10 protein-coding genes and 1 pseudogene are annotated in these 16,158 nt (G+C 68.1%); 6 read left to right on the top strand and 5 right to left on the bottom strand.

Annotated features, from left to right (window positions below; all coding sequences use genetic code 11):
* Positions 1-125: 125 nt before the first annotated feature.
* The 4 genes and pseudogenes from dinB to S2M10_RS09675 form a co-directional block, all read left to right on the top strand.
* Positions 126-962, top strand: a pseudogene (gene dinB / locus S2M10_RS09690) (DNA polymerase IV); the annotation flags it as partial.
* Positions 963-1,046: 84 nt separating this feature from the next.
* Complete coding sequence (locus S2M10_RS09685; RefSeq protein ID WP_168845852.1) at positions 1,047-1,988, top strand: YihY/virulence factor BrkB family protein; 942 nt, start codon at positions 1,047-1,049, stop codon at positions 1,986-1,988.
* A gap of 65 nt (positions 1,989-2,053) precedes the next feature.
* The gene (locus S2M10_RS09680) at positions 2,054-4,417 is read left to right on the top strand and encodes a hypothetical protein (RefSeq protein ID WP_168845851.1); all 2,364 of its coding nucleotides are present in this window, start codon (positions 2,054-2,056) and stop codon (positions 4,415-4,417) included.
* 81 nt (positions 4,418-4,498) lie between these two features.
* On the top strand, positions 4,499-4,723 hold the full coding sequence (locus S2M10_RS09675) for a DUF3072 domain-containing protein (protein WP_168845850.1): 225 nt from the start codon (positions 4,499-4,501) through the stop codon (positions 4,721-4,723).
* 101 nt (positions 4,724-4,824) lie between these two features.
* Here S2M10_RS09675 and S2M10_RS09670 read toward each other — a convergent pair whose 3' ends face one another.
* Genes S2M10_RS09670 through S2M10_RS09660 form a run of 3 tightly spaced genes read right to left on the bottom strand, consistent with a single transcriptional unit; the run spans position 4,825 to position 8,328 of the window.
* Positions 4,825-6,153 carry a hypothetical protein gene (locus S2M10_RS09670; protein ID WP_168845849.1) on the bottom strand — a complete coding sequence of 443 codons (1,329 nt, stop codon included), beginning with the start codon at positions 6,151-6,153 and terminating at the stop codon, positions 4,825-4,827.
* Positions 6,146-7,144, bottom strand: coding sequence for a KpsF/GutQ family sugar-phosphate isomerase (locus S2M10_RS09665; protein ID WP_168845848.1), 999 nt, complete (start codon positions 7,142-7,144; stop codon positions 6,146-6,148). Before S2M10_RS09665 ends, S2M10_RS09670 begins: the two co-directional genes overlap by 8 nt.
* A complete protein-coding gene (locus S2M10_RS09660) occupies positions 7,141-8,328 on the bottom strand; it encodes a hypothetical protein (RefSeq protein WP_168845847.1) in 1,188 nt (395 codons plus the stop codon). Before S2M10_RS09660 ends, S2M10_RS09665 begins: the two co-directional genes overlap by 4 nt.
* A gap of 243 nt (positions 8,329-8,571) precedes the next feature.
* On the opposite strand from S2M10_RS09660, the gene S2M10_RS09655 reads away from it, so the two are divergent.
* Both S2M10_RS09655 and S2M10_RS09650 read left to right on the top strand, forming a co-directional pair.
* The gene (locus tag S2M10_RS09655) at positions 8,572-10,974 is read left to right on the top strand and encodes a membrane-bound PQQ-dependent dehydrogenase, glucose/quinate/shikimate family (protein ID WP_168845846.1); all 2,403 of its coding nucleotides are present in this window, start codon (positions 8,572-8,574) and stop codon (positions 10,972-10,974) included.
* A gap of 116 nt (positions 10,975-11,090) precedes the next feature.
* On the top strand, positions 11,091-13,022 hold the full coding sequence (locus S2M10_RS09650) for an ATP-binding protein (RefSeq protein ID WP_168845845.1): 1,932 nt from the start codon (positions 11,091-11,093) through the stop codon (positions 13,020-13,022).
* Between the two features lie 6 nt (positions 13,023-13,028).
* Here S2M10_RS09650 and S2M10_RS09645 read toward each other — a convergent pair whose 3' ends face one another.
* Positions 13,029-13,766 (bottom strand): Crp/Fnr family transcriptional regulator, encoded by a 738-nt coding sequence (locus S2M10_RS09645; RefSeq protein ID WP_348770566.1) that lies wholly within the window; start codon positions 13,764-13,766, stop codon positions 13,029-13,031.
* Positions 13,767-13,967: 201 nt separating this feature from the next.
* Complete coding sequence (locus S2M10_RS09640; RefSeq protein ID WP_168845864.1) at positions 13,968-16,154, bottom strand: xanthine dehydrogenase family protein molybdopterin-binding subunit; 2,187 nt, start codon at positions 16,152-16,154, stop codon at positions 13,968-13,970.
* Positions 16,155-16,158: the final 4 nt, after the last annotated feature.

Here is a 16,158-nt window from a genome sequence, read left to right as displayed (position 1 = left end):
GACCCTCAACCGCGTCGAGGAGGTCACCGCTGACATCGTTCAGGCCGCGCGCGATTGCCTCGTCATCGGACCCGGCAACTGACAAATAGCGCGATCAGAACGCCGCCATTTAGCGCGAGCGTTTACAGGCCGTCTCGCAGCAGATCCATGCGATCTTCGCCGACTATACCGATCTGATCCAGCCGCTGTCGCTTGACGAAGCCTATCTCGACGTGACGGAAGACCGCCGCGGGCTTGGCACCGCCTGGGCAACCGCCAAGGAGATCCGCGCGCGCATCCTGGCCCAGACCGGGCTCACCGCCTCGGCGGGCGTCTCGTACAACAAGTTCCTCGCCAAGCTCGCTTCGGACCATCGAAAGCCCAACGGCCAGTTCGCGGTGACGCCGGAGATGGGCGCGGCGTGGGTGGAGACGCTACCGGTGTCGCGCTTCCATGGTGTCGGGCCGGTGACCGCCGCCAAGATGCAGCGGCTGGGGATCGAGACTGGCGCCGACCTGCGCGCCAAGTCGCTCGACTTTCTACAGCGGCATTTCGGCAGCAGCGCCGAATGGTACCACCAGATCGTCCGCGGCGTAGACGAACGGCCGGTGAACCCCAATCGGGAGCGGAAATCCTCTGGCTCCGAAACCACCTTCAGTCGCGACCTGACCGAGGATGCGGAGATCGAGGCGGCGGTGCTGGGCCAGGCCGACGACGTATGGGAATGGTGCGAACGCACCCAGGGATTCGGTCGGACGGCGACCGTCAAAATCAAATATGCCGATTTTCAGATCATCACCCGCAGCCGCAGCCACACCGCGCCGATCACCAGCCGCGAACAGCTCCACGCGGCGAGTATCGCCCTGCTCCGATCGGTACTGCCGACGCCCAAGGGCATCCGGCTGGTCGGGGTAACCGTCTCCAACTTCGAGCGCGGGCTGGCCGAGCCGTTGCCGCTGTTCGGCCACGCCGACGCACCGTAAGCGGCGCGATTTCAATGCCCTGCGATCCGGGAACCGGGTTCGCGCGTCGCGCGCTTTCTTGCCGACAGGAACAGGGGAAGCAGGATGGATCGAAAGGGGCGCGACGCGCACAGCCCATGGGCGATGCCATGGGGCGGCTGGAAGGCGGTGCTGTGGCGCAGCTGGAACGAGGCGAGCGACGACAATATCGGGCTGATCGCCGCTGGCGTGGCGTTCTACGGCTTCCTCGCGCTGGTGCCGCTGCTCGGCGCAGTGGTGCTGAGCTACGGGCTTGTCGCCGATCCGGTGACGGTCCTGCACGACGTACGGGGGCTTTCCACCATCCTGCCCCGCGAAATCGCCGCCGTCATCGGTGACCAGCTGCTTGGCCTCGTCCGCAGCCCCGACGAGCGGAAGGGGTTCGGCATCCTGTTCGCGCTAGGCATCGCGCTGTTCGGCGCGCGCAACGGGGCGGGCGCGATCATCGCCGCGCTCAACATCGCCTATGAGGAGAAGGAAAAGCGCAACTTCGTCTGGGTGAACCTCACCGCCATTGCGATCACCCTGGGCGCCGTGCTGGCGGCGGTGCTGGCGGCCATCGCGATGACGGCGCTGGGCGCGCTGGATCGTCTGCTGCCCTTCGCGCCCGAGGCGCTGCTCCTGGTCGGCAAGGTCGCGAGCCACGTGCTGTTGACGCTGGCGGGAGCGGCGGGCGCAGCGGCGCTGTATCGTTTCGGACCATCTCGCGCGAAGCCGCGCTGGACCTGGATCACGCCGGGATCGCTGCTCGCGGCCTTGCTGTGGCTGGCGCTGACGCTCGGTTTCGGCGCCTATGTTCGTTATGTCGGACGCTTCGATGCGACCTATGGGTCGCTCGGCGCGATCGTCGCGCTGCTCACCTGGCTGTATCTTTCCGCATATGTGCTGCTGTTCGGTGCCGAGCTCAACTCGGAACTGGAACACCAGACCGAGCACGACACCACCACCGGCGCGCCCCAGCCGCTCGGCCAGCGCCGCGCCTGGGTGGCGGACAACGTTGCTGAGTGAGGGCTAACAACGGCTCGTCGCGCGGGCGGTGGCCCTGCCCCGCCCGCTTCCCTTATAGCGGCACGATGCCTCGCCTTCCCCTGATCCCGCTGCTGATGGCGCTGCTCTGCGCCACCGTTCCCGCAAAGGCCCAGCAGAACGGCTTCGACCTGGCCGGACCCGAGCTGAAGCTGACGGTCACACGCGACGGCGCCACGCTGCCGATCGGCGCGGTCCCGTCGCTACAGCCCGGCGACAAGGTGACGGCGGAAGCGGCGCTGCCGCCCGATCAGTCCGCGCACTACCTGCTGGTTGTTGCGTTTCTGCGCGGCGCGACCAACCCGCCGCCCAAGGACTGGTTCTTCGTTGCCGAAACCTGGCGCAAGAAGAAGAATCGGCTGGCACTGACCGTGCCCATGGGCGCCGAACAGGCCGTGCTGCTGCTGGCACCGGATACCGGCGGTGGGTTCGATGCGGTGCGCGACGCGGTGCGCGGCCGGCCGGGCGTTTTCGTTCGCGTCGCGCAGGACCTGTTCCAGGCCTCGCTCGATCGCGCGCGGCTGGACGCCTTCGTCGCCGCGATCGCGCGGATCGGCGATACCGCGCCCGAACGCCTCGCCACCGCCGCACCGGTGCTGGCCAATGCGCTGCGGATCAAGCTCAATGCCGATTGTCTGGCGCGCCCGCGCGGGCTGCAGGCGGCCTGCCTCACCCAGAACCGCGACTCGCTGGTGCTGCAGACGCAGCGCGGCACCACGCTCGCCGAGACGCTGACCGGCACCCCCGCCGACCTCGCCTACAGCATCGCCGCCACGCCCCAGGCCGGCGGCGGCTATTACAGCTCATATATCGGGCTGGCGCGCGATGTGGCGAAGCTGTTCGGCGCGTTCCGCAGCCCGCAATATCAATATCTTCCGGCGCTGGCGCTGGGCCGCGGCGACACGCTGAAGCTGCTGCTCAACGCCGCGCCCTCGTTCCAGAGCCCGCGATCGGTGCTCGCCGCGCCGCTGCCGCCGATCGGCGCGGCAACCCCGCCGATCTGGCAGGCGGGCGGGCCGACGCCGGTATGCCTCGCCCAGCCAGGGCTGACGCTCCCGCTCGAAGACGCACCGTTGCTTTACGCCACCGATTATGCTCGCACGCTATCCGTGCAGGTGACCAGCAACGAGGGCAAGACGCACGACTTCCCCGTGGTGGCCGATGTCGAGAAGGGCGGTGTTCGGCTGGAAGGCGCTGTACCGGCGGATCTCGGCACCGTCTCCAACGCGGTACTCCAAGGGCAGTGGGGCTTCGACGGCTTCACCGGGCCCCGCCTGCCGGTGCAGCTCGACGCGATGGGTGCCTGGCGCGCGCTGCCGGATGGCGCCGTGGTGGTAGGTCGGGAACATCCGCTGGTGCTGCGCGGGGGTGCGGCCTTCTGTGTCAGCCAGATCGCGCTGAGCGATCCCGCCGGCATGCGCGCGCCGGTGCCGTTCAAGGTCACGGGCCAGGACGAGCTGACCATGACGCTGCCGCTCAAGGCCGTGAAGCCGGGTGCGCTGACGCTGAACGTCGCCCGCTTCGGCACCGCCCCGCCCGACACGATTCCGCTCGTCGCGCGGCTAGAGGCGAGTCGGCTCGATCGCTTCGTGGTGCACGAAGGCGATCGCGAGGGGGTGCTGGAAGGCGCGCGGCTGGACCAAGTGACCGGACTGGATTGGCGGGGCCTGCACTTCACCGCCGGCACGCTTTCCCGCGGCGCGGAGGGCGACCGCCTGACCATGGCGATCGACGCCCCCGTGCCCGCCGGAGACGGGGAAGCAGTGGTCCGGCTTCGGGACGGACGCACGGTAAAGCTCGCAGTGCGGGCAACCGCGCCCCGCCCGGTCGCGACGCTGCTCAGCCGCGCCGCGGCGGACCAGACCGCACGCAACGGCCTGCCGATCGCCCTGCCGGACGGCGTGCTGCCGGCCGATGCCGCGATGGACTTCTCGTTCCGGATCACGAAGGGGGCTCTCGGCGACGGCGGCATGGTGGAAATTGCCGGACCCGAAGGTCATGGGGCCAGTCTGGGCTTTCGCGACGGCGCGCTGCAGCGGGTAGGGAAGAACGTCGTGGTGGCGCATTTCGCGCCGCGCACGCTGCTCGGCGCCGGCATTGCCGGGAAGCTGCGCTATCGACTGGTGCAGGACGGAATGGCGGGCGACTGGCAGCCGCTCGTCACGCTCGCGCGGCTTCCCGGGCTCGCCCGGCTCTCCTGTTCTGCCGACGCCGCGACATGCACCCTTTCCGGCGACGATCTGTTCGTCGTCGCCGCGATCGGCGACAAGCCGGACTTCGTCGGCGCGACGCCGGTGCCGCTGGGGTTCGTCGGCGGTAGCATCACGCTGCCGCGCCCCGCGGGGAAGACTCTGTATCTGCGGCTGCATGACGCACCGGACGATGTCGCGACGGTAACGCTGCCGGGCTGACCGCGCGCGGCGGACGCCACGCGGAACCGGCGCATCGCTTCGCCCGTTAGAGAACATAACAGGATCAATCAGGAGGCGATCATGGCCGAGCCGCTGCACAACCCGAAGCTGGACGAACATCCCGGCTCGAATACCGAAAAGGATCCGGATGATTGGGTCTCGGGCGACGATCCGATGACCGGCGCGCAGGCATCCTATCTCACCACCTTGCTCGAGGAAGCCGGCGAGCCGCCCATCGAAGGTACACTGAACAAGGCGGAGGCCTCGAAACGGATCGACATGCTGAAGGAACAGCTCGGCCGCTGAGCCGCGACAGGCGGGGCTCAGCCCCGCTTGCCGGGAGCGTCAACGGCTCGCGGTCGACGAGACGATGGCGGCGGTGGCTACCGTCTGCGGCGTCAGCTTCTTCAAAATGCCCCGCATTCGGCGAGGATTGCGTCCACGTCGCGGCCCCGCGCAGCAGCCATGCGGATGCGGGCCTCGTTCGAGAGCACGTTCCACGCGGCTTCCTCGATTTCGGCCCACAAGGCCCTTGGCACCGCCACGATCCCATCCGCATCGGCAAACACGACGTCGCCGTTCGCGATGGTAACCTCGCCCATGGTGATCGGACGATTCATCGCCTTGAGCGTGCCTTCATATTTGATGTCGTCGCAGGTCTGGCTACGCGCATAGACCGGCAGGCCAAGCGCGCGGACATCGGCGGTATCCCGCGTGGCCCCGTCGATCACCGCGCCGACGGCACCCGAACGAATGGCAAGATTGGCGTTGAGATCACCGAAATAGGCATATTCCGGAACGTCGGTCGCCACCATGATCACGTCGCCAGGTCGCACAAAACGATAGGATTGCAGCGCGCCGTAGATGCCGTGCCACGGACCATCGGGCGAGCGATCGGGGCGCTGCGCCAGCGCCGCCAGTTCGATCGTCTTGGCACGACCTAGGAACTTGCCGCCGCTGGTCGGGCGCAGTGCCTTGGGCAGTACCACGCGGTGTCCCCGTTCCTTGAGGATGTCCGAAAGCACCGGCGAAGAAAGATGCGGCAGCATCGCCCGGAACCGTATGACCTCTGCCTGGCGGAAGCCGGCGGCGACCGTCTCGGCGATCACCAGGTCGTGATGCTGGTTGATGTCGATCTGCTCGATCGGGTCGAGGTCGAACAGGATCGGGCGGGTGCCGAAGCGGCGGGTGGCCGGCCCTTCGCCCGTGCGGCGGACGATATAGAGGCTCATCGCCTCCACGATCGTCTCGGGCAGGTCGATGCTGTTCGGAATCCGGTCCGTGCCATAGGCAGGGCCCTGGCCCGTCCAGCAATATTGCTTGGCGCGGGTGACCGCGATCAGGCTGTCCGCCTCCGGTTCCGCCAGCAGTCGCTCGATCGCCCGGCTGATCGTGTCGGCAGTGACGAAGGGCGCGGTGCACAGCAGCTGCACCCAGATGTCCGCATCGGGCCGCTGCGCGCATTCCCAGGCGAACATGCCGTGGCCGTCGGTGGCGTTGCTCGCCAGCTCAGTCGGGCGCTGCAGCCAGGTGACGGGCAGGTCGCTTGCCAAATCCGCCATGGCCTTGCTCTCGGTGTCCAGGCACACTTCGGTTATCGCCGGACAATCCAGTGCCTGAAGCAGCTTGCGCTTGAACAGGTGCTCGCCGTCCAGAATGCGGGTGTTCTTTTCCGATACGCGTTCGCTATTCCCCTTGGCGGGGACGAAGGCGACGATCTTCAGGGGCTTAGCCATGCATCATATCCTTGGCATGCAACATGCCGTGCAGACGTCCCTCCCCGTCGGTCACAGGCAAAACCAATAGGCCGCTTTCATGCTCGCGCAGGAGCAGCAGCGCATCGCCCAGCGTCGCGGTGACGTCGATCACGCGCGGATGGGGCTGCATCAGCGCGGCGGCCGGCGTATCATAGACATCGCGGCGCGACTGGAAGTGCCGGCGTATGTCGCCATCGACGACGAGGCCGAGCAGGCGTCCGCAGGCGCCGACGACGCATGCCGCGCCCATCCTTCCCGCTGACATGGCAGCGAGCAGATCGGCGACGGGCGCCTCGGGTCCGACCATCGGCAGTTCCTCCCCCGTGCGCATCAGCGTGCGGATCGCGAGCGATTGGCGGCCAAGGAGGCCGGCAGGATGGTGGCGCAGGAAATCGCCCCGGGTGAAACCCTGCGTGCGGCTGACAGCGACCGCCAGCGCATCGCCGATGGCGAGTTGCAGCGTCGTGCTCGAGGTCGGCGCCATGCCGATATGGTCCGCTTCCCCTGCGGTACAGGCCGGGATGAGGATGTCGACCGCCCGGCCGAGCGGCGAATCCGGCCGGCCGATGACGCCGATCAGCACGCAGGCCCGGCCCTTCAGCACCGGCAGGATGCGCAGGATCTCGTCGGTGGTGCCGCTGTTGGAAAAGAGCAGGACCACATTGCCATCCTGCACCGCGCCGAGATCACCATGGGCGGCCTCGCCTGCGTTGAGCGGGAAGGCGGGCGTACCGAGGCTGGAGAACGTTGCAGCCACCTTGGCGGCGATCAGCCCGGACTTGCCCATGCCAAGGCAGGTGAGCGGGCTCGCCTGCCCCGCGATCACTGCAACGGCATCGGCGAGCGCCGGCGGCAGCACCGCCTCAAATGCCTGCAGCGCGCAGCGTTCTGCGGCGATCACCTCGGCTGCCCAGGCAAGCGCCTGGCCGTTCTCCGCCGCCGACGGGCGGGCGATGGCACCGAGCTTCATGCCGCCTCCCTGACGGGATCGGCGAACCGCCGAAGCCGGCCGACTCCAGCCTCCCAGCGGGCGCTGTCGAGCGTGCGCACCGCGCGATCGATCACCATCGCGCCGGTCAGCGCCGGGTCGGTGGGATAGAAGGCCTCATTCGCATAGTGATAGCCAAACCAGCGTTGCACTGCCGCGCATTCCGGGCGCTCAGCGCGACCGGCTCGGATGGCTGCAAGAAAGGCGGCGAGATCAGGTTCGGCGTGCAGCCAGGGCGCGCTGGCGAAGCGCGAGCGGCGATGCATCGGCGTGCCGAACGCCGCGGCGATGGCAAAGCTCTTGGAGTCGCCCAGCACGACTCCGTCGACATGGCGGGCAAGTGCCATGGTGGGCGGGACGTCGAATACCGGCTCATCGACAAGGATCGTGCCGTCGAGGTCTGTGATGAAGTCGAGCAGCGTATCGCGTTCAACGTGCAGCTTGTTCAGCGGATGATCGGTGACGACAAGCGTCACCCCTGCGGTCTGCGCCTCGGCCGCGATCGCGGCAACCAGCGCCTGGTTGCTCAGTGCGCCGGGACGATGCTGGAGAAAGAAGTTCTCCGCATGCTCATATTCCAGCGGCAGCAACACGGCCGGCCGATCGGCAGGGATGCCGATATGGCGGAACACCGAGTCGCGATCATAGACTGCTGCCTGCCAATGCGCGTCCATGTCGGTCCAGAAGGGCGCGATCAGCGCATCGATCCGCGCGACGGCATCCGGCGCTAGCGCGGGCATGGCGCCATTGACGAAGGGCGCATCGGTGAAATGCACGGTGTTCGCCGGCGACACCGGGCCGAACGGCGCCGTCACCGCTTCCATCACGTAGCGCACGGTTCCGGGAAACGCCTGCGGCGTCTCGAAATCGGCACTGCGACACAGTACGAGATCGGGTGCGAGCGCGCGAACATAGGCGATCAGGCCGTCGCGATCCTTCGGTACCGTCCGCAGGCTGGGGTGGTCGGCGTCGTCGACGATGGCCCAATGCAGCTCAGGCAGATCGGCACAACGCGCCAGATCGCTCGGCCCCAGGCCAGTATTGTTCCAGGGAACCGGTGCGAGAACATGTACTTCGGCTTCGCCAGCGACGCGCCGGATCAACGGCTCGATCACGTGTTCGAACCACCACGGCGTCACTGCAGGAAGGTAAAAGAGGATCTTCACGCCTTCGCGCTCCCCGGATTGCCCGGCGCGGCGTCGCTTTGACGGTTGATGCGTTCTGCCAATGCCTGCTCCATCACGCTCGCGAGGCAAGAACACAGCCCCGTCCGTCTCTTATAGGAACAGCCGCAGGTCCAACGGGTGCTGGTACTAGGAAAAACTTGCCTAGTGCCGCCGCCGGCCCGGAACCCATACCGTTGCGACCTGTTGGGGCGGGCATCCCGACGAGCGGCGCAGGAGCATGCCATGGCCGACCAGCAACGATCCTCGCGCCTGCTTCTGATCCTGGCCGCGATCCTGGCGCTGGTGGGCCTGGCGATCGGCGGGGGCGGGCTGTGGCTCGCGCTGCTGGGCGGATCCATCTACTATCTGCTGGCAGGGTTGGCGCTGCTGGCCACGGCCTGGCTGCTGGTTCGGCGACGCGCGGCGGCGCTGACGCTCTATGCGGTGCTGCTGATCGCGACGATGGTCTGGGCGGTGGCCGAGGCGGGCTGGGACTTCTGGGCGCTCGCCCCGCGCGGCGACATTCTCGTGCCGCTCGGCATCGTGCTGGCGCTGCCCTGGGTGACGCGGCGGCTGGGCTCGGCGCGCTGGCCGGGACGCGCGTGGCCGCTCGTCGGCAGCCTGGGCATCGCCGCGCTGGTGCTGCTCGCCACCGCCTTTACCAATCCGCACGATCTGGCCGGCGAACTGCCCGGCGCACGCGGCATCGCGCCGGCAAGCGTGTTGGGCGGCACGCCGAAGGAGGACTGGACCGCCTATGGCCGCTCATGGCGCGGCGATCGCTGGTCGCCGCTCGACCAGATCACGCCGGCCAATGCCGCGAGGCTGGAAAAGGCCTGGGAATTCCACACCGGCGACCTCAAGACCGGCAGTGACCCCGACGAGTTCACCTACGAAGTGACGCCGATCAAGGTCGGCAACCTCGTCTACCTCTGCTCGCCGCACAATATTGTATTCGCGCTCGATGCCGAGAGCGGCAAGCAGGTTTGGCGCTATGATCCGCAGATCCGATCCTCGCAGGAAATGCAGCATCTCACCTGCCGCGGCGTCTCCTACCACAGCAACGGCGCGGCACCCGGCACCGGCGGCGTGTGCGCCAATCGCATTCTCATGGGCACCAACGACGCCCGGCTGATCGCGCTCGACGCTGCGACCGGCCGTCCCTGCCCCGGCTTCGGCACCAACGGCCAGGTCGATGTGTGGCCGGGCCTGCCCGGGCAGCAGCGCGGCTGGTGGCAGATCACCTCGCCGCCCGTGATCATCGGCAATCTCGCCGTGTTCGGCGGGGCGGTCTATGACAACAAGACGACCTTCATGCCCTCGGGCGTGGTACGCGGCTATGACGTGAACACCGGCCGCGCGGTCTGGGCGTTCGATCCGGCCAATCCCGGTGATACCGCCCCGAAGGCCCCCGGCGCCGGCCGCTACACGCCCTCAAGCCCGAATAGCTGGACGATCGCCGCCGCCGATCCGGCGCTGGGCCTGGTCTACATTCCCACCGGCATGGCCGCGATCGACCAATGGGGCGGCCGCCGCTCGCCCGAGACCGAGCGCTTCGCCACTTCGGTAATCGCGCTGGAGGCGGCGACCGGCAAGGTCCGCTGGACGTTCCAGACTGTCCATCACGATCTGTGGGACATGGACGTCCCCGCCCAGCCCGCGCTGGTCGACCTCAACCTGCCCGGCCGCGGCCGCGTGCCTGCGCTGATCCAGTCGACCAAGACCGGCAATATCTTCGTCCTCGACCGCCGCACCGGCCAGCCGGTGGTGCCGGTGCGCGAGATCCCGGTGCCGCAGGGTGCCGCGCCGGGCGACCGCACGGCTCCCACCCAGCCCGAGTCCGCGCTCAGCCTGATGCAGAAGCAGCGCGTCACCGACGCGGATATGTGGGGGGCGACGATGTTCGACCAGCTCGCCTGCCGCATCAAGTTCAAGCGGCTGCGCTACGAGGGGCCTTTCACCCCGCCGTCGCAGCAGGGCACGCTGGTCTTCCCCGGGAATTTCGGGGTGATGGACTGGGGTGGCATGGCGATCGACCCCGTGCGCATGATCGCCTTTGCCCACCCGAACTACATGGCGTTCGTCGACCGGCTGGTGCCGCGCCAGGAATCGGACGCCGCTCCCCGCGGTCAGCGGGGTCCCGCCGGTGGATCGGATTTCAGCGGTTCGGACATCAAGGGCTTCAACCCGAACACCGGCGCACCCTTCGCGGTGGCACTTAATCCGTTCCTCTCGGCGCTTGGTCTGCCGTGTCAGGCGCCGCCCTGGGGCTATGTCGCCGGCATCGACCTGGTGAGCGGCAAGACGGTGTGGCGGCACCGCAACGGCACCTCGCGCGACCAGACGCCCGTACCCCTGCCGTTCAAGCTGGGCGTGCCATCGCTCGGCGGGCCGATGCTGACAGCGGGCGGCGTCGCGTTCATGGGCTCGGCACTCGATTATTATTTGCGCGCCTATGACGTGACGACGGGCAGGGTTTTGTGGCGCGGCCGCCTGCCGGCCGGGGGCCAGGCGACGCCGATGAGCTACTGGTCGGCCAAGAGCGGGCGTCAGTTCATCGTAATCGCCGCCGGTGGCCATGGTTCGCTCGGAACGAAGCGCGGTGATTCAATTGTCGCCTATGCTCTCCCCAAGGCTGTGCAGTGATGCCGCGGATGCTTATAGGCAGCCCTTGATCCATGATATGGGTTTGACTTTCCCCCTGAAATACATGTCTGATCCGACACGGGCCTGATCGGCTCGCATAACGGGGACAGGGCATTTTGCGACGTTCGCTGATCCTCATGGGTCTGACCGGCCTGCTGCCGATCGTGGTGCTGGGATCGGCCTATGGTGCGGTCACCCTGCGCGAGCAGCGAGCGGCGCTGGACCGGCAGGCGGTGCTGGCGAGCCGCTCGACCGCAAGACTGGTCGGTCGCGAGATCGCCGCTACCGTGGATGCGGTCAAGATGATCAGCCGCTCACCGACGCTCGACGGCGCTATTAACCGCCCCGGCTTCACGGAGCTGGCCCGGCGCTTGATGGAAGATCATCCGAACTGGGCGACCCTGAGCGTTGCCGATTCCAATGGCAACCGCCTGCTCGACCTGCCCAGGCCGATCGGCGGCAAGCTGGGCAAGGTAATCGATCCGTCCAGTCTCGCCCGCGCCGTGCGAACGCGCCAGCCCCAGGTTGGCCATGCGATCCGCGGCCCAAGCCGAACGGCATTCGCCGTGCGAGCACCGGTGGTGCGGCGGAGCGCCGTCCCTTACGTCGTTTCCGCGATTATCCCGATCAAGGCCATGCAGCCTCTGTTGTTCGCGGAAGAGGTTCCCGCCGATTGGCGCCTGCGCCTGTTCGACAAGCGTGGTGCGGTCATCGCACAGGCCGGCTCGGCCGGCGGCGAGGCTGTGCAATCGGTCGTCGCCGCCGTGCCGGAGGCCGGCTGGCAGGTGGAAGTGGCGGTGCCGCGCGGCAGCTTCACCGCATTCACCCGGCAGACGCGCATCGTGCTTCTTGGCGGCGGGATCGTGGCGCTGGCGTTGTTCGCGGCGCTGGGCTTGGCCCTGATGGTCGAACTGCGCCGTTTCCGCCAGCGCCAGGCGGCGATTGTGCAGGCGCAGCGGCTGGAGGCGCTGGGTCGGCTGACCGGTGGTGTCGCACATGATCTCAACAATCTGCTGACGCCCATTCTCGGCGGTCTCGATCTGCTGCGCGCCCGGATCGGCGAAGATCCCAAGGCGCTGCGCTACATCGAAAGCGCGACGAGCAGCGCCGAGCGTGCGCGCAGCCTGGTCGCGCGGCTGCTCGCTTATGCGAGGCGCCAGGCGCTGACCCCGGCGGCGATCGACGTGGCCGCCCTGCTCGCGGACCTGCAGGAACTGCTTCAGCGCTCGGTCGGCCCGACGATCAGCTGCGAGATCCGCACCGCGCCGGAATTGCTGGCCGTTCGCGCCGATCGCAATCAGCTGGAGCTGGCGGTACTCAACCTGGTGATCAACGCACGCGACGCGATCAAGACGGGAAGCCGGATCAGCGGGACCATCCAGGTCGACGTTCGTCCCCCCCGCCGCGAGGATGTGCGGAACTTGCCGCGCGGCGATTATCTCGCGCTGTCCGTCCGCGACGACGGCTGCGGCATGGACGCCGCGACGCTGCGCCGTGCGATGGAGCCCTTCTTCACCACCAAGGCGGGGGATCGCGGTACCGGACTGGGTCTGTCGATGGTTCATGGCTTTGCCGAGCAGTCCGCCGGGCGGCTGGTTCTGGAAAGCGCGCCCGGCCAGGGCACCACCGCCACGCTGATCCTGCCGACAACCGACGCGCCGCCACCAGTGCGCGACGAGACGCGTGCCCGGCCGACCCGTACCGCCGAGATCCTGCTCGTCGACGACGATCCCGCCGTGCGTGAAGCCGCGGCCGAGGTACTCCGCGCGCATGGCCATCGGGTGGTCGAGGCGGAGTCGATGCGCCAGGGCCTGGCAGCGCTCAGCGGCGCACCGGGCACCGCGCTGGTGATCACCGATTACATGATGCCGGGTGGGACCGGCGGCGAGTTCATCGCCCGGGCTCGCCATGCGGGCCTTCCGCAGCGCTTCCTGCTGCTCACCGGCTATACCGATACCGCGGAAGATCTGCCCGGCGACGTGCCGCAGCTGCGCAAGCCCTTCCGCGAACGCGAGTTGCTGGAAGCCGTCGACGCGCTGCTCGCCTGAGCAGCCTTACATCTCACCGGGCGCGGGCAGCCATGCCGGATCGAACCGGATGCGGCGCGGCGGCAGGGGCGAGATTCTGCGCAAAGCCTCGATGTCGCCGAGCACGATGCACTGGCCATGCCGGGCGATCAGCCCTTCCCGCTCGAGCAGGCGCATCGTCCGGTTGACGTGGACAGCGGTGAGCCCCAGCACGTCGCCCAGCAACTCTTGGGTCAATGGCAGATCGAACCGGCCGCCCTCGACCATCCCGATCTTGATTAGCCGATCGTGGAAGTCGAGCAGCAGCCGCACCAGCCGTTCGCGCGCGGAGGATTTGCCCATGGCCGCAACGATGTCCATCAATGCCAGCCGTTCGATCTGCACTGCCATGAACAGCAAGGGCCCTAGCCGCGGATAGTCGATCAGCAGCGACCGCATGCGCGTGAGCGGCACCTTCGCCACGCGGCACTCCGTCACCGCTGTCAGCGCATCTGCCGCCGCATCGAGCACCATGCTGGGTGTTCCCATCATGTCGCCGGTAATGTGAACCTTGACGATCTGCCGCTGACCGGCGGGGAGGCAAAGCGAGGAGGTGGCCCACCCCTCGATCAACAGGTAGATCCCGTCTACCGGGTCGCGCTGTCGGCGTATAACGCTCTGTCGGCGATAGACGATCTCCGGATCGCCCATGTTGCGCAGAACTTCGGCTTCCACTTCGCTGAGCGACGCCTGTTCGTGGAACCGCGTCAACGGGTAGTTCGGCACCCAAATGTTCCCCTCTCCGGACGTATCCCCACCGACATTCCGCCTGTCAGCGGAACGACGACGGGTGCGAGCGTGTCCCCACACGATCGCAAACGTCTCCTATCGGGGCGGATGCCCGCTGACAATCATTCCGCTGTCGGCATTTTTGCTTAACCTGTTATAAGAAATAGGCTTTTGTCTGATGGTGCAATCGCTTCCGGGTCAGAGGTCGGGTAGCTCGGCGAGCAGCTTGTCGGGCGTGATCGGGAAGCTGCGCACGCGCACCCCGCAGGCATGGTAGATCGCGTTGGCGATCGCCCCCGCCGCGCCGCAGATGCCGAGCTCGCCGACGCCCTTTGCCTGGAGCGGGCTGCCCGCCGGATCGCGCTCGTCGACCAGCACCACGTCCAGCGCGGGCACGTCGGCGTTCACCGGCACGTGATATTCGGCAAGGTCGTGGTTGACGAGGTGGCCGTCGCGCGGGTCGAACATCAGCGCCTCGGTCAGCGCGCTGCCGATCCCCCACACCATGCCGCCCAGGCACTGCGACGTCGCGGTCTTCTCGTTGAGCGCGCGGCCCAGCCCGAACGCGCCGGTCATCCGCCGCACCCGCGTCTCTCCGGTATAGGCGTTCACGCCCATCTCGACGAAGAAGGCGCCGTACATCGCGATGGCGAACTGCTCGTCGATCCCGCCATTCTTGAAATGACCGGTCTCGGTGAGGTCGGCCTTGAGCAGTTCGGTGAACGGGATGCGGCGATTGCCCGTGATCGCCTCGCCGTCCTTGAGCGTGAGATCGGCCTCGTCGCAGCCGAGCTGGTCGGCAATTTGCTCGCGGATCGCCTCGCAGGCCGCGAACACCGCCGAGCCGGTGGACGCCGCGCCCCAGCTACCGCCCGAGCCCGAACCCGGCGGATAGCGGGTGTCGCCCAGCTGGACGAGGATCTTCTCCGGCGGCAGGCCGAGCATCTCGCCCGCGATCTGGCCGAGAATGGCATAGGTGCCCGTGCCGATATCGGTCATGTCGCTTTCGACCATGGCGGTGCCGTCGGTCGACAGCGTCACCCTGGCCTGCGCCTCGTTGAGATTGTGGACGCGGCATGCCGTCGCCATGCCGGTACCGATCCACCACTCGCCTTCGCGGCGCTGGAGCGGGCGGCGGTCGCTGCCGTCCCAGCCGAAGCGCTCGGCGCCGATCTTGAGGCATTCCGCCAGCCGCCGCGAGCTATAGGGCAGACCCTGGCTCGGATGCTCTTCGGGAATATTGCGCAGCCGCAGCTCGACCGGATCGATGCCGCTGACCAGCGCCAGCTCGTCCATCGCCGCCTCGAGGCACTGCATGCCCACCGCCTCGCCCGGCGCGCGGACCGAGCCCGCGGTCATCCGGTGGATGCGGGCGAGATCGATCCGCAGCGTGCGGTGCGCGCCGCGATAGAGGAACTCGCTGGCCTGGGTGACCGGCTCGGCGAATTCCTCGCCGGGCAGGTTGGACACCCACGCCTCATGGCCGAAGCCGTCCAGCCGCCCCTCGGCATCGGCGGCGAGGCGGATGCGCTGGCGCGTCTCGGAGCGGCGCATCACCGTCTGGAACACCTGCTGGCGGCTCATCACCACCCGCACCGGCCGGCCGAGCTCGATCGCCGCTACCGCCGCCGCGGTCAGCTCCGCGCTGATGCCGAGCTTGGAGCCGAAGCCGCCGCCGACATAGGGCGCGATCAGCCGCACCTGCTCGGGCTCGAGCCCCAGCGCGTCGGCAAGCTCCTTCTGGTTGTATTTGAGCATCTGCAGGCTCGAATGGGCGGTGAGCGTGTTGCCGTCCCATTCGGCGATGCTGGCATGCGGCTCCATCGCCGCGCTGGCATGGCCCTCAGTCGTGTAGGTGACGTCGACCGCATGCGCGGCATCGCGCATCGCCGCGTCGAGATCGCCCTGCTGCACCGGCTCGCCGAACGGTTCGTGGCTGGCGCGGCCGTCCTCGGAATCGAGCGGCACCTTGGCGGGATCATCGGCGCGATAAGCGATGCGCAGCCGGGTGGCGGCGTCGCGCGCCTGCTCGAACGTCTCGGCGACGACGAGCGCGACCGGCTGGCCGTGATAATCGACCTTATGGATCTCGCGCACCGGCGACTCGCCCGCCCCGCCCTGCGCCGAGCGGGTGATCATCCGCGGATCGGCGATCACCGCCAGCACGCCGGGCATGGCGAGCACGGGCGCGGACTCGATCTCGACCACTTCACCCCGGCTGATCGTCGCGAGGACGAGCACACCTTCGGCACAGTCGATCGGATATTCCGCCGCATAGGGCGCCACGCCGCTGGTCTTGGCGCTGCCATCCGGGCGATCGAGCGGGCGGCCGATGATGCCCTGCGCCATCGCATCCAGCCGGTTGCGCTCGTCCGGCTTGTCCATCGTG

The sequence above is a fragment of the Sphingomonas sp. S2M10 genome, assembly GCF_012650175.1.
GTDB lineage: Bacteria > Pseudomonadota > Alphaproteobacteria > Sphingomonadales > Sphingomonadaceae > Sphingomonas.
The sequence above is the reverse complement of the archived record's forward strand: the minus strand, read 5'-3'. Positions and strand labels throughout refer to the sequence as shown.